This is a genomic window from Streptococcus sp. CM6, from assembly GCF_000526095.1.
Classification (GTDB): domain Bacteria; phylum Bacillota; class Bacilli; order Lactobacillales; family Streptococcaceae; genus Streptococcus; species Streptococcus oralis_BW.
Genome location: NZ_JATS01000018.1, coordinates 60,726 through 74,347, shown reverse-complemented (window position 1 = coordinate 74,347; position 13,622 = coordinate 60,726). Strand labels below are relative to the sequence as shown.

General features: G+C 41.0%; 14 protein-coding genes and 1 riboswitch. Of the genes, 13 read left to right on the top strand and 1 reads right to left on the bottom strand.

Features of this window, described 5'->3' with window-relative positions:
- Window positions 1-117 precede the first annotated feature (117 nt).
- Genes HMPREF1516_RS04940 through thiE form a run of 7 tightly spaced genes read left to right on the top strand, consistent with a single transcriptional unit; the run spans window position 118 to window position 5,375 of the window.
- Window positions 118-678 carry an ECF transporter S component gene (locus HMPREF1516_RS04940; protein ID WP_033605925.1) on the top strand — a complete coding sequence of 187 codons (561 nt, stop codon included), beginning with the start codon at window positions 118-120 and terminating at the stop codon, window positions 676-678.
- Entirely contained in the window at window positions 679-2,064 is a 1,386-nt protein-coding gene (locus HMPREF1516_RS04935) for an ATP-binding cassette domain-containing protein (protein ID WP_033605924.1), read from the top strand. It abuts the gene before it with no gap.
- Window position 2,065: 1 nt separating this feature from the next.
- Window positions 2,066-2,716, top strand: a complete 651-nt coding sequence (locus tag HMPREF1516_RS04930) for an energy-coupling factor transporter transmembrane component T (RefSeq protein WP_033605923.1) — start codon at window positions 2,066-2,068, stop codon at window positions 2,714-2,716.
- Between the two features lie 10 nt (window positions 2,717-2,726).
- Window positions 2,727-3,419 carry a thiaminase II gene (gene tenA, locus HMPREF1516_RS04925; RefSeq protein ID WP_000673065.1) on the top strand — a complete coding sequence of 231 codons (693 nt, stop codon included), beginning with the start codon at window positions 2,727-2,729 and terminating at the stop codon, window positions 3,417-3,419.
- Window positions 3,420-3,422: 3 nt separating this feature from the next.
- Window positions 3,423-3,947, top strand: a complete 525-nt coding sequence (gene thiW, locus HMPREF1516_RS04920) for an energy coupling factor transporter S component ThiW (RefSeq protein WP_001244055.1) — start codon at window positions 3,423-3,425, stop codon at window positions 3,945-3,947.
- A complete protein-coding gene (locus HMPREF1516_RS04915) occupies window positions 3,947-4,750 on the top strand; it encodes a hydroxyethylthiazole kinase (RefSeq protein WP_001170978.1) in 804 nt (267 codons plus the stop codon). The genes thiW and HMPREF1516_RS04915 overlap by 1 nt, the downstream gene beginning before the upstream one ends.
- Window positions 4,743-5,375: a thiamine phosphate synthase gene (thiE, locus tag HMPREF1516_RS04910; protein WP_033605922.1), complete on the top strand. Its 633-nt coding sequence runs from the start codon at window positions 4,743-4,745 to the stop codon at window positions 5,373-5,375. The genes HMPREF1516_RS04915 and thiE overlap by 8 nt, the downstream gene beginning before the upstream one ends.
- A gap of 48 nt (window positions 5,376-5,423) precedes the next feature.
- Here the strand turns inward: thiE and thiD are convergent, their stop codons facing one another.
- Window positions 5,424-6,215 (bottom strand): bifunctional hydroxymethylpyrimidine kinase/phosphomethylpyrimidine kinase, encoded by a 792-nt coding sequence (thiD, locus tag HMPREF1516_RS04905; RefSeq protein ID WP_000221720.1) that lies wholly within the window; start codon window positions 6,213-6,215, stop codon window positions 5,424-5,426.
- An 84-nt stretch (window positions 6,216-6,299) separates the two neighbouring features.
- Window positions 6,300-6,398: riboswitch (TPP riboswitch) on the bottom strand.
- Between the two features lie 183 nt (window positions 6,399-6,581).
- Here thiD and HMPREF1516_RS04900 point away from each other — a divergent pair.
- The 6 genes from HMPREF1516_RS04900 (at window position 6,582) to HMPREF1516_RS10125 (ending at window position 13,466) form a co-directional block, all read left to right on the top strand.
- Complete coding sequence (locus HMPREF1516_RS04900) at window positions 6,582-6,977, top strand: CopY/TcrY family copper transport repressor (protein WP_001167184.1); 396 nt, start codon at window positions 6,582-6,584, stop codon at window positions 6,975-6,977.
- Between the two features lie 10 nt (window positions 6,978-6,987).
- The gene (locus HMPREF1516_RS04895; protein ID WP_000935075.1) at window positions 6,988-7,359 is read left to right on the top strand and encodes a cupredoxin domain-containing protein; all 372 of its coding nucleotides are present in this window, start codon (window positions 6,988-6,990) and stop codon (window positions 7,357-7,359) included.
- A gap of 9 nt (window positions 7,360-7,368) precedes the next feature.
- Window positions 7,369-9,612 carry a heavy metal translocating P-type ATPase gene (locus HMPREF1516_RS04890; RefSeq protein WP_033605921.1) on the top strand — a complete coding sequence of 748 codons (2,244 nt, stop codon included), beginning with the start codon at window positions 7,369-7,371 and terminating at the stop codon, window positions 9,610-9,612.
- 318 nt (window positions 9,613-9,930) lie between these two features.
- On the top strand, window positions 9,931-11,706 hold the full coding sequence (spxB, locus tag HMPREF1516_RS04885) for a pyruvate oxidase (protein WP_007520383.1): 1,776 nt from the start codon (window positions 9,931-9,933) through the stop codon (window positions 11,704-11,706).
- Between the two features lie 109 nt (window positions 11,707-11,815).
- Window positions 11,816-12,163: a VOC family protein gene (locus HMPREF1516_RS04880; protein WP_033605919.1), complete on the top strand. Its 348-nt coding sequence runs from the start codon at window positions 11,816-11,818 to the stop codon at window positions 12,161-12,163.
- 358 nt (window positions 12,164-12,521) lie between these two features.
- Window positions 12,522-13,466, top strand: coding sequence for a hypothetical protein (locus HMPREF1516_RS10125; protein WP_223326364.1), 945 nt, complete (start codon window positions 12,522-12,524; stop codon window positions 13,464-13,466).
- The last annotated feature ends 156 nt before the right edge of the window (window positions 13,467-13,622 follow it).

The window sequence follows — 13,622 nt, the reverse complement described above, 5'->3', positions numbered from 1 at the left end:
TCTAATTCTCGTTTGTAATTGGAGTTTTTTTGTTTATCAAAAGAGGATAGGCTGGACGTTAAGCCTTTCGGTAGCTCACCTTGAATACCCCACTTTTCTTTAAAAAAGGAGTTTTTTATGTTGAAAAAATGGCAGTTAAAAGAGGTTATTTTACTTGCTTTCTTGTCTATCTTTTTTGGTGGCGTTTTTGTGGGTTCAGGCTATCTGTTTGATATCCTCACCCTGATTTTAGCACCTCTTGGTTTACAGGCCTTTGCCAATGAAATCCTCTTTGGTCTCTGGTGTATGGCTGCACCCATTGCTGCCATCTTTGTTCCAAGAGTGGGAAGCGCAACGATTGGAGAAGGGCTAGCTGCGCTTGCTGAAGTTCTTTATGGTAGCCAATTTGGTCTAGGTGCCCTTTTGTCTGGCTTGGTTCAAGGTTTGGGAAGTGAACTTGGTTTTATCGTAACCAAGAATCGCTATGAAAGTTGGCTCTCTCTAACTGCCAATAGTATTGGGATTACGCTTGTTAGCTTTGTCTATGAATACATTAAGTTAGGTTACTATGCCTTCTCCCTTCCTTTTGTCCTTTCCTTGCTAGTGGTACGTTTTATTTCCGTCTTTTTCTTCTGTACTATCTTGGTTCGTGCCATTGTCAAACTCTATCATCAGTTTGCAACTGGAGGAAAAGCATAGATGGGGCTGGAATTACGGGAGATTCAGTCCCCAATTTTTTCAGAACCGATTGATTTTACCTTTCATGGGCAAGCCTTTACCTTGTTAGTTGGGAGCAGTGGTTCTGGAAAATCAAGCCTCTTTCAATTGATTGCCCAAGTCAGTTCTCTTCCCTATAGCGGTCAAGTCCTGATAAATGGGAGCGAGGTCAGTCAGCTTTCTATCATCGAACGTGTCCAGACGGTTGGTATTCTCTTTCAAAATCCTAATCATCAATTTACAATGGAGAACTTGTTTGAGGAGCTGATTTTTACCTTGGAAAATATTGGGCATCCCGTTCAGGAAATTGATTCTAAAATAGCAGAGGTTGTCCAGCAATGTCGGTGCAAGGCAATCTTGCACCGTCCAATTCATCACTTATCAGGTGGAGAAAAGCAAAAGGCTGCACTGGCAGTTCTCTTTGCTATGAATCCTAGGGTCTATCTCTTGGATGAGCCCTTCGCTTCCATTGATCGTAAGAGTAGGATAGAGATATTGGAGATTCTAAAAGAGTTGGTCTCTGATGGGAAGACAGTTATCCTGTGTGACCATGATTTAACGGACTATGAAGTCTATATCGACCATATGGTGGAGCTAAGAGATGGCCAACTAAGGGAAGTGTTTCAAATCCCTACCTCTGAGATGACAAAGGTTGCTTCAAAGGAAGTTGCTTCTAGTCCAGAACTATTCCATATGGATAGAACGACTTGTGAGCTGGATAAGCGCTCCCTCTTTTCAATTGCGGATTTTACATTCTACCAAGGAATTTCCTGTATCTTGGGTGACAATGGTGTCGGGAAATCAACCCTCTTTCGCTCTATTCTTCAATTTCAAAAGTATAAAGGGTGCATTACTTGGAAGGGGAAAGTCCTGAAAAAGAAAAAAAGTCTGTATCGTGATCTGACAGGTGTTGTTCAGGAAGCTGAGAAGCAGTTTATCCGAGTTAGTCTGAGAGAGGAACTGCAATTAGATAGTCCAGACTCTGAAAGAAATCAACGGATTCTCCAAGCTTTACGATATTTTAATCTGGAGCAGGCGCTTGATAGGAGTCCCTATCAATTAAGTGGTGGCCAGCAAAAGATTCTTCAGCTGCTGACCATCTTTACCAGCAAGGCGTCTGTGATTTTGCTAGATGAACCATTTGCTGGTTTGGATGATAGAGCTTGCCATTATTTTTGTCAGTGGATGTTGGAGGACAGAAATCAAGGAAGAAGTTTTTTGATCATTAGCCATCGTTTAGATCCCTTTATTTCTGTGGTCGATTATTGGATTGAGATGACTAGTGAGGGGCTCAGTCATCTCCAAGACGTGACCATCAGCAAACCTCTCTCATCTCTGAACATTGATACTCTAGGGGAGGTGAGGTAGTATGATCAAAGTAGCAACCAAGACACCAGTTATCAGCCTCTTCTTTCTAATTTTATCCTTGGAAACATCTTTCATTCCTTCGATTGCTCTTAATCTTTTAGTAGCTGCATTTTGTATACTCTTTTTGCTCTATTACCGTCGATTTAAAATGTTGGCTTGGATGCTTGTGCTCGCCCTTTTACCATCTTTGGCCAACTACTGGGCAGTTCAGTTACATGGGGATGCTTCGCAGGCAGTGATACTTGGAACGAGAGCTTTTGTGACGGTTTGTATTGGTCTTGTCTTTGTTTCTAGTATTTCCCTAAAAGAGCTTCTCTTGTACTTGGCTCAAAAGGGGTTATCGCGTTCTTGGGCCTATGCCTTGATTGTGGTATTCAATTCCTTTCCCCTCATTCAGCAGGAGATCAAGTCCCTCAAGGAAGCTTGCTTACTGCGTGGCCAAAAACTGCATGTTTGGTCGCCCTTGATTTACAGTAAGGTTCTGATGACAGTTTTTAGATGGCGCCATCTCTATTTGAGAGCCCTGTCTGCACATGGATATGACGAACATGTTCATTTGGAGAATGGCTATCGGACCTTTTATATTCCTAAAAAAACAAAATTAATCTACCTGCTTTTCTTTTTATTGCTTCAAACCAGTCTATTTCTATAAAGGAGTTATTATGAAATTTACAGATATTGCGATGGAATTATCCAGGGAAGCTTGGCAGGCTTCCTTTCAGCATCCCTTTGTTTTACAGTTACAAGAGGGAACGTTAGAACCTTCTATTTTCCGCTATTACCTGATTCAGGATGCCTACTATCTGAAGTCTTTTTCAGAAGCCTATCACCTCTTGGCTGATAAGACTTCAAACGAAAAGATGAAAAGACTCTTGAAACAAAATGCCCAGAGTCTAGTGGATGGTGAGTTGTTTATCCGCCAACAATTTTTCAAGGAATTAGGAATCAGTGACCAGGAAATGGAGCAACATCCAATCGCTCCAACCTGTTATCATTACATTTCTCATATTTATCGACAGTTTGCAGAACCAAACTTGGGCATTGCTTTTGCGAGCTTGCTGCCTTGTCCTTGGTTATACCATGATTTGGGCAAGGCACTTAATCGCAAACCATCCCCGAATCCTCTTTATCAGCAGTGGATTGAAACCTATATCACCGATGAATTAGAACAGCAGATTAAAGAGGAAGAAGCGCTAGTCAATCAACTCTATCGAGAAAGCAACGAGACAGACAAACAAAAAATGCTAGAGGCCTTCCACCGAAGTGTCCACATGGAAGCCAAGTTTTGGGAGATGGCTTACCAACACCAAACCTGGACGAGTGATTTGCAGTCCTTAGAAAAAGAGAAGAAATAGAAAATGAGAAACCACCAACTTCAAGTTCACAAATTAACCATTTTATCCATGATGATTGCTCTTGACGTAGTTCTTACACCCATCTTTCGAATTGAAGGGATGGCACCGATGTCCAGTGTAGTCAACATTCTTGCAGGAATCTTGATGGGGCCTGTTTATGCCTTAGTCATGGCTACTGTCACAGCCTTTATCCGTATGTCTACTCAAGGCATTCCGCCTTTGGCCCTAACAGGAGCTACTTTTGGAGCCCTCCTTGCAGGTCTCTTTTATAAGTACGGTCGAAAATTTCACTATTCTGCCCTTGGAGAGATTCTGGGAACAGGGATTATCGGATCCATTGTTTCCTATCCTGTCATGGTTCTCTTTACGGGATCTGCGGCAAAGCTCAGCTGGTTTATCTATACTCCGCGATTTTTTGGAGCGACCTTGATTGGTACAGCCATAGCTTTCCTCGCCTTTCGATTTTTAATCAAGCAGGAATTCTTTAAAAAAGTACAAGGATATTTCTTTGGAGAAAGGATAGACTGATGCAGAAATTGACAAATCCTTTCCCTCTGGCAACCAGTTCCTTGATTCACTGCATTACCAATGAGATTTCTTGTGAGATGCTGGCTAATGGCATTTTGGCTCTGGGATGCAAACCAGTCATGGCAGATGACCCTTGTGAGGTTCTTGATTTTACTAAGCAAAGCCAGGCTCTTTTCATAAATTTGGGGCATTTGTCAGCCGAGAAGGAGAAAGCAATTCGTATGGCAGCTTCTTATGCAAACCAAGCTTGTCTCCCAATGGTGGTAGATGCGGTTGGCGTAGCGGCATCTCCCATTCGTAAGGGACTAGTCAGAGATCTTTTAGAATACAAGCCCACGGTCCTTAAAGGAAATATGTCGGAAATACGGAGTCTTGTTGGTTTAAAGCACCACGGAGTTGGGGTTGATGCTAGTGCTAAAGATCAAGAAACTGAGGATCTGCTTCAAGCCTTGAAGGACTGGTGTCAGCTTTATCCTGGTATGTCATTCTTAGTCACGGGTCCCAAGGACCTCATCGTTTCAGAAAATCAAGTTGCTGTATTGAGGAATGGCTGTGCAGAATTGGACTGGATAACAGGGACAGGAGACTTGGTTGGTGCCTTGACAGCCGTTTTTCTCAGCCAAGGAAGGACTGCCTTTGAAGCTTCTTGCCTAGCGGTCTCTTATCTCAATATCTCTGCTGAGAAAATATTTGTTCAAGGAATGGGATTGGAAGATTTTCGTTACCAAGTTCTCAATCAACTCTCTCTCCTAAGAAGAGACGAAAATTGGCTAGAAGCCATCAAAGGAGACTTTTATGAATAGAAAAGTACTTAAACTGTATCTAGTAACCAATCGCTACCAAGATTCCTTGGAAAGCTTTCTTGAAAAAGTTGAGACAGCCTGCCGTTCAGGTGTTACCATCATCCAACTACGAGAAAAAAATCTCACCACCAATCAATACTATCAACTGGCAAAACAAGTCAAGGAAATTACAGATGCCTATCAGGTCCCCTTGATTATCGATGATCGTTTGGATGTTTGTCTAGCAGTCGATGCTGCAGGTTTGCATATTGGCGACGATGAACTACCAGTTTCGGTTGCCCGCAAAGTCTTGGGTCCTGAAAAGATCCTCGGTGTCACTGCTAAAACAGTTAAAAGAGCTCTCGAAGCAGAAACATCGGGTGCGGATTACTTGGGAACAGGAGCCATTTTCCCGACTACGACCAAAGAAAATCCTCCTATCACTCTGATTTCAACCTTGAAAACAATTTGCCAAACGGTCGCCATTCCAGTAGTTGCTATCGGAGGCTTGACGTCAGAGAATATTGACCAACTTATCGGCACGGGTATAGCTGGAGTAGCTGTCGTACGTGATTTGATGCAGGCAGAAGATATTGAGGCAAAAACACAAGCCTTTTTAACAAAGCTAGATGACATTGTTTCCTAATCAAAAACTCTCTAATTCCCTTAAAGTAGGAGCTAGAGAGTTTTTTTCTTAATCTTTAAAAGTTGTATGATTGACTGGCCCAGAACCATGTCCGAGTTGAGGAGCGTCTTGGATGGCTTTTGTGATAAAGGCCTTGGCCTTATCCACTGCCTGATAAAGACTTCTGCCCTTGGCTAGTTCAGCCGTAATCACAGCAGCAAAGGTACATCCGGTACCATGGGTGTGACAGGTTTGAATTCTTGGACTTTCCCAGACAAATTGCTCCTCCTTGGTAAAAAGGAAATCCTTGGCACCACCTTCCAGATGACCACCTTTGATAACAACGGACTGAGGACCAAATTCTTTTAAAATCAGGCGACCAGCACGCTGCATGTCTTCTGGGTCATGAATCGAAAAACCAACAATCTCTTCTGCTTCAGGAAGATTGGGAGTGATAATGGTTGCAAGGGGAAGCAGATTTGTTTTTAGGTAGTCTCTGGCACTGGAATCAATCAGGGTGTCCCCACTCGTAGCGACCATAACAGGGTCAAGCACATAGGGACAGTCTAGCTTTTTAAGGTAGGGTTGGATGATCTCCATGATCTCAGTAGTTGCCAACATCCCAGTTTTTACAGCCTGAGGCTTGATATCTGAAAAGACACTATCCAATTGAGCTTCCAGCATTTGGTTGGAGACGTGCTCTATTAGCTGAACGCCTCTGGTATTTTGAGCGACAAGACTGGTCACAACGGCCATTCCATAGACATCTCTAGCTTGGAATGACTTTAAATCAGCCATAATGCCAGCACCGCCACTAGGGTCAGTCCCTGCAATAGTTAGAGCAACGGGTAAATAAGTCATCTAAAACCTCCCAACCAACTGAAGTTTGTATTCTTAAGAACAAGCTAGTCTGTTTCAGGAAAGCAATAGAAGACCAGCTAGTCCTCATTATCATTTCCACTTCCATCAGCTAGCATTACCTAGATTGAGTCAAAGGGATCTAACAGTCGTTAATCTCAGCTTTACGCACCCCTAGCGGTTGTTTTCTTTTTTCTTCAGTATAGCATATTTTTATAGTTTATATAGTAAAATTTGACTGCAAATCTCTCGTTACATGATTAGAATTCTATTTTTCGAAAAAATAATAAAAATTATAGTTGACAAATGTAGATTTTGGAGGTATACTGATAATTGTAATTGACAAATGTAGATTTTGGAGGTGTGCTGATGCAGATTTCAGATGCAGAATGGCAGGTCATGAAGATTATTTGGATGCAGGGGGAGCAGACCAGTAGGGATTTGATCAGGGTTTTGGCGGAGCGGTTTGACTGGTCCAAGTCCACGGTTCAGACTCTTTTGGCTCGCTTAGTAGAGAAAGAGTGCCTGACTAGGAAAAAAGAGGGCAAGTCCTTTGTCTATTCAGCCCTTTTAACTTTAGACCAAAGCCGAGACCTGCTTGTCCGAGATATCAAGGACAAGGTTTGTTCTCGTAGGATGAAGCAGTTGGTGGCTGACTTGATTGCGGAATGTGATTTCACTCAGGCTGATTTGGCAGACTTGGAAGCTGTGATTTCTGAGAAAAAAGCTAGTGCAGTTGCTGAAGTAAAATGTAATTGTATGTAAAGGAGACGTCATGTTAAATAGTATTGTAACCATTGTTTGTATTGCCCTTATCGCGTTTATCTTGTTTTGGTTTTTTAAAAAGCCTGAAAAATCTGGACAAAAGGCCCAGCAAAAAAAGGGCTATCAAGAGATTCGAGTGGAAGTCATGGGAGGCTATACTCCTGAGTTGATTATCCTCAAGAAATCAGTGCCAGCACGTATTGTCTTTGACCGCAAGGATCCTTCACCCTGTCTGGACCAAATTGTTTTTCCAGACTTCGGTGTGCATGCTGACCTGCCAATGGGGGAAGAGTATGTAGTGGAAATCACGCCTGAGCAAGCTGGAGAGTTTGGCTTTGCTTGTGGTATGAACATGATGCACGGCAAGATGATTGTAGAGTAGGAGAACATTATGACAGAAATTGTGAAAGCAAGCCTGGAAAATGGCATTCAAAAAATCCATATCACAGCTGAAAAAGGATATCATCCAGCCCATATCCAGCTTCAGAAAGGGATTCCGGCGGAAATTACCTTTCACCGTGCCACCCCTTCAAACTGTTACAAGGAAATTCTTTTTGAAGAAGAAGGAATCTTGGAACCAATCGGAGTAGACGAGGAAAAGGTCATTCGTTTTACACCTCAAGAGTTGGGTGAGCATGAATTCTCATGTGGAATGAAAATGCAAAAGGGCAGTTATACAGTTGTTGAGAAGACTCGAAAATCTTTATCACTTTTACAGCGTTTTTGGATTACTAGTATCTTTACTGTGCCTCTTGTGATTCTCATGATTGGGATGTTGACAGGTAGTATCAGTCACCAAGTCATGCATTGGGGAACCTTTCTAGCCACAACGCCTATTATGTTAGTAGCAGGTGGTCCTTATATTCAGAGTGCTTGGGCCAGCTTTAAAAAACACAATGCCAACATGGATACCTTGGTTGCTTTGGGAACTCTAGTGGCCTATTTCTATAGTTTAGTTGCCCTCTTCGCTGGGCTCCCTGTCTACTTTGAAAGTGCTGGATTTATCCTCTTCTTCGTTCTTTTGGGGGCAGTTTTTGAAGAGAAAATGAGGAAAAATACTTCCCAAGCTGTGGAGAAACTACTGGATTTGCAGGCTAAAACAGCGGAAGTCTTGCGTGAGGATAGCTATGTTCAAGTCCCCTTGGACCAAGTCAAGGTAGGTGACCTGATTCGAGTGCGGCCCGGTGAAAAGATTGCAGTTGATGGGGTCGTAGTAGAAGGTGTCTCTAGTATTGACGAATCCATGGTGACAGGTGAGAGCTTGCCGGTAGACAAAACAGTTGGAGATACCGTCATTGGCTCCACCATCAATAATAGCGGAACGCTTGTTTTTAGGGCAGAAAAAGTTGGTTCAGAGACTGTTTTGGCACAGATTGTGGATTTTGTGAAGAAAGCCCAAACCAGTCGCGCACCGATTCAGGACTTGACGGATAAGATTTCAGGGATTTTTGTCCCAGCAGTTGTCATTTTAGGAATCGTGACCTTTTGGGTTTGGTTCGTCTTGCTCAGGGATAGTGTAGTCGTGCTTGGAGCTAGCTTTGTGTCTTCTCTTCTCTATGGAGTTGCGGTTTTGATTATTGCCTGCCCTTGTGCCTTGGGTCTTGCAACACCGACAGCTCTTATGGTAGGGACAGGACGCAGTGCCAAAATGGGGGTTCTTCTCAAAAATGGAACAGTCTTACAGGAAATTCAGAAAGTCCAAACTATTGTGTTTGATAAGACAGGGACTTTGACGGAAGGAAAACCAGTGGTCATAGATATCATTGGCGATGAGAATGAAGTACTTGGCTTGGCAGCTTCCTTAGAAGAATCCTCTCAACACCCATTGGCTCAAGCCATTGTCAAACGGGCGAGTGAAGCAGGACTTGAGCTTCAAACTGTTGAAAATTTCCAAGCCTTGCATGGAAAAGGTGTTTCAGGGCAAATAGCTGGAAAACAAGTTCTGCTTGGAAATGCTAAAATGCTGGATAGTATGGATATTTCTAGCGCTTATCAAGAAAAACTAGAAGAACTAGAAAAAGAAGCTAAGACAGTTGTTTTCTTGGCTGTGGACAATGAAATCAAAGGTTTGCTTGCTTTGCAAGACATTCCCAAGGGAAATGCCAAGCTGGCCATCAGTCAGTTGAAAAAACGTGGTCTTAAAACAGTCATGCTGACAGGAGATAATGCAGGTGTAGCGCGTGCTATTGCCGATCAGATTGGTATTGAAGAGGTCATTGCAGGTGTTTTGCCAGAAGAAAAAGCCCATGAAATCCATAAACTACAAGAGTCTGGCAAAGTAGCCTTTGTTGGGGATGGTATTAATGATGCGCCAGCCCTCAGTGTAGCAGATGTGGGAATTGCCATGGGTGCTGGAACCGATATCGCCATCGAGTCAGCAGATTTGGTGTTAACAACCAATAACCTCCTAGGAGTGGTTCGTGCCTTTGACATGAGTAAGAAAACCTTTAACCGTATTCTGCTCAATCTTTTCTGGGCCTTTATCTACAATGTCGTCGGAATTCCGATAGCAGCAGGAGTTTTTTCAGGTGTTGGACTGGCCCTCAATCCAGAACTGGCAGGTCTTGCCATGGCCTTTAGTTCTGTATCTGTTTTGACCAGTTCACTCATGCTAAACTTTAGTAAAATAGACTAAAAGCGAGCTTGCTCGCTTTTTATACTCTTCGAAAATCAAATTCAAACCACGTCAGCGTCGCCTTACCGTACTCAAGTACAGCCTGCGGCTAGCTTCCTAGTTTGCTCTTTGATTTTCATTGAGTATTATTATAAAACAGAAACTAAAAACGTTTTCAAACTGTACTGTAATAGAGAATAAAAATTTCTGAGCACATTCTTAGGAGACCCAAAACAAATGTGGTAAAGTAGTAGAGTAAAAATTTGCTGAAACGTTTCCAATTAGTATATGAAAACGGATGAATCAAATTTTAAAAATATTTGAAGGAGAGTTATCATTATGACTCAAGGGAAAATTACTGCATCTGCAGCAATGCTCAACGTATTGAAAACATGGGGCGTAGACACAATCTACGGTATCCCATCAGGAACACTCAGCTCATTGATGGACGCTTTGGCTGAAGACAAAGATATCCGCTTCTTGCAAGTTCGCCATGAAGAAACAGGTGCTCTTGCAGCGGTCATGCAAGCTAAATTCGGTGGCTCAATCGGGGTTGCAGTTGGTTCAGGTGGTCCAGGTGCGACTCACTTGATTAACGGTGTTTACGATGCAGCTATGGATAACACTCCATTCCTTGCTATCCTTGGATCACGTCCAGTTAACGAACTCAACATGGATGCCTTCCAAGAATTGAACCAAAACCCAATGTACAACGGTATCGCTGTCTACAACAAACGTGTAGCTTACGCTGAGCAATTGCCAAAAGTAATCGACGAAGCTTGCCGTGCTGCAGTTTCTAAAAAAGGTCCAGCTGTTGTTGAAATCCCAGTAAACTTCGGTTTCCAAGAAATCGACGAAAACTCATACTATGGTTCAGGTTCATACGAACGTTCATTCATCGCTCCTGCCTTGAACGAAGTTGAAATCGACAAAGCTGTTGAAATCTTGAACAATGCTGAACGCCCAGTTATCTACGCTGGTTACGGTGGTGTTAAAGCTGGTGAAGTGATTACTGAATTGTCACGTAAAATCAAAGCACCAATCATCACAACTGGTAAAAACTTTGAAGCTTTTGAATGGAACTACGAAGGTTTGACAGGTTCTGCTTACCGTGTTGGTTGGAAACCAGCCAACGAAGTGGTCTTTGAAGCAGACACAGTTCTTTTCCTTGGTTCAAACTTCCCATTTGCTGAAGTTTACGAAGCCTTCAAGAACACTGAAAAATTCATCCAAGTCGATATCGATCCATACAAACTTGGTAAACGTCATGCCCTTGACGCTTCTATCCTTGGTGATGCAGGTCAAGCAGCGAAAGCAATCCTTGATAAAGTAAACCCAGTAGAATCTACTCCATGGTGGCGTGCAAACGTGAAGAACAACCAAAACTGGCGTGATTACATGAACAAACTCGAAGGTAAAACTGAGGGTGAATTGCAATTGTACCAAGTTTACAATGCAATCAACAAACATGCTGATCAAGACGCTATCTACTCAATCGACGTAGGTGACACTACTCAAACATCTACTCGTCACCTTCACATGACACCTAAGAACATGTGGCGTACATCTCCACTCTTTGCGACAATGGGTATTGCCCTTCCTGGTGGTATCGCTGCTAAGAAAGACAATCCAGATCGCCAAGTATGGAACATCATGGGTGACGGTGCATTCAACATGTGCTACCCAGACGTTATCACAAACGTTCAATACGACCTTCCAGTTATCAACGTTGTCTTCTCAAATGGTAAATATGCCTTCATCAAGGACAAATACGAAGACACAAACAAACACTTGTTTGGTTGTGACTTCCCTAATGCTGACTATGCGAAAATCGCTGAAGCGCAAGGTGCTGTAGGATTTACAGTTGACCGTATCGAAGATATCGATGCAGTTGTTGCAGAAGCTGTTAAATTGAACAAAGAAGGTAAAACTGTTGTGATCGATGCTCGCATCTCTCAACATCGTCCACTTCCAGTAGAAGTACTTGAACTCGATCCAAAACAACACTCAGAAGAAGCAATCAAAGCCTTCAAGGAAAAATACGAAGCAGAAGAACTCGTACCATTCCGCCTCTTCTTGGAAGAAGAAGGATTGCAATCACGCGCAATCAAATAATTTCTCTCATCGAAAATCAAAAGTAAACATTGAAGATTTTATTCTTTGATTTTCAAGAGTCGAACTTGAAAAGATCGGAGTAATCCGGTCTTTTTCTGGAGGATAGTAAATGAATTTAAATCAATTAGATATTATCGTTTCAGATGTTCCTCAAGTCTGTGCTGACTTGGAGCGTATTTTGAATAAAAAAGCCGATTATGTTGATGACAGTTTTGCTCAGTTCACGATTGGCAGTCATTGTCTTATGTTGTCAGAGAAACATTTGATTTCTTTGGAAAACTTTCAGTCAGGAATCATTCTTCATATCGAGGTTGAGGATGTAGACCAGAACTATCGACGATTGAAAGAGCTTGGTGTCGAGATTTTACACGGTCCGGCTGTAACTGATTGGGGAACGGAATCCTTGCTTGTAAAAGGTCCAGCTGGTTTGGTGATTGATTTTTATCGTATGAAGTAGGTAATTCTATTATCAAATTTTTTATCTAAAAATTTAAACATTCTTAGAGCGGAACTTAAAAAGATCGGAGCAATCCGGTCTTTTTATGAAGGAATTTCATATTGAGGAAATTTTTCAGTTGTTATTTATATTTCAAGATTTTCTAAAGAATAGAACAAATTTTCATGACCAAACAAAGATTTAAAATAACAATTATAAAGAAAGAACTACGTGTTACTGATATTTAAACAGTCTTAAATATTATTTTTATCTAACTAATAATAATATTTTCAAGTCCCCATAAATTTAAACTATTTGTATGATATAATGTAAATGAGATTTATTCTAAATATAAAAAATTTTGAAGGAGATTGGGAGTATGTCCCGTAACAATGAAGAACATTCTAAAATTGTTAATAATAGAAAGTTAAATAAGTATTTAGTGTCTAAAGAGAAACTGTTTATAATTACAGCCCTCCTTTTTTTGATTATGATTATTCTTACCGTTGTTATTTTATCAAAAATAAAAGATAATCATGTATCAAATGGTAATGTTGTCTCTTCTAATACTATTGTGGAAAGTTCTACATCAAGTGCCACAAGCAATTACGCCATAATTGATGCTACAAATAAAGAATTGGAGAATCTAGATTATTATCTTCTTAAAGATAGAACTAAAATAGGGCAAAAATACCGGTTTTCTTTAAAACTTCCTAAAAGATCTGAATGGCGAACTTCTCCGTATATTGATGGTTTTACTGAAATTGAAATAAAAGAATTTTCTTTTATAAGAGTACAAGTATCAAATAGTCTTGCTGAACAACTTGAGGGGGAAAAAACAACTAAATTTGTTGTTGAGGTTGTAGAGAAGAATAGTGAGAGATACTTAATGGCTCTTGAAGCTAAGCTTGAAGAAAAAGATTCTTTAAGCTCAAATCAATCAGTTCCACCAGAATCATCATCTGATTTGTCAACAAAATCTGAGCAATCTGTAACTAAAAAGATAGACTTAGAAAAATACTATGATGCTATAAAGGATTCAGTTGACACTGTAAATACAGAGGCAGGCTATAGTTTACTTGAGATGGAAAAAACTTCAGTAACTCCGGGTATAAGAATTATTCTGACTGAAAACAATGACTCTTACTCAGAAAAAGAACTTAGAACGGTTATTAGGGCGTTAAATAAATCTTTGTATAAGATTGCTATAACTCATGGAGTGAATAGCCCAAGATTTTATTATATTTTAAGTGGCGAAGAAGTTGCTGTTAATCGTTATATCATGGCACCTGATGAAGTGAAATTTTCTGGGAAATTAAAATAAATATAGGTCCACTCTAATAAATTATGAGAGTGCAATCTTTAACTAGGTGTAAAGTAGAACTTGGGGATATAAATGAACAGAACGTAGCTCAACCTTGTCAGCTATTAAAAAGATTGTTCTTTTGATTGAAAAAAATTGACCAAAATGGACTTTTTC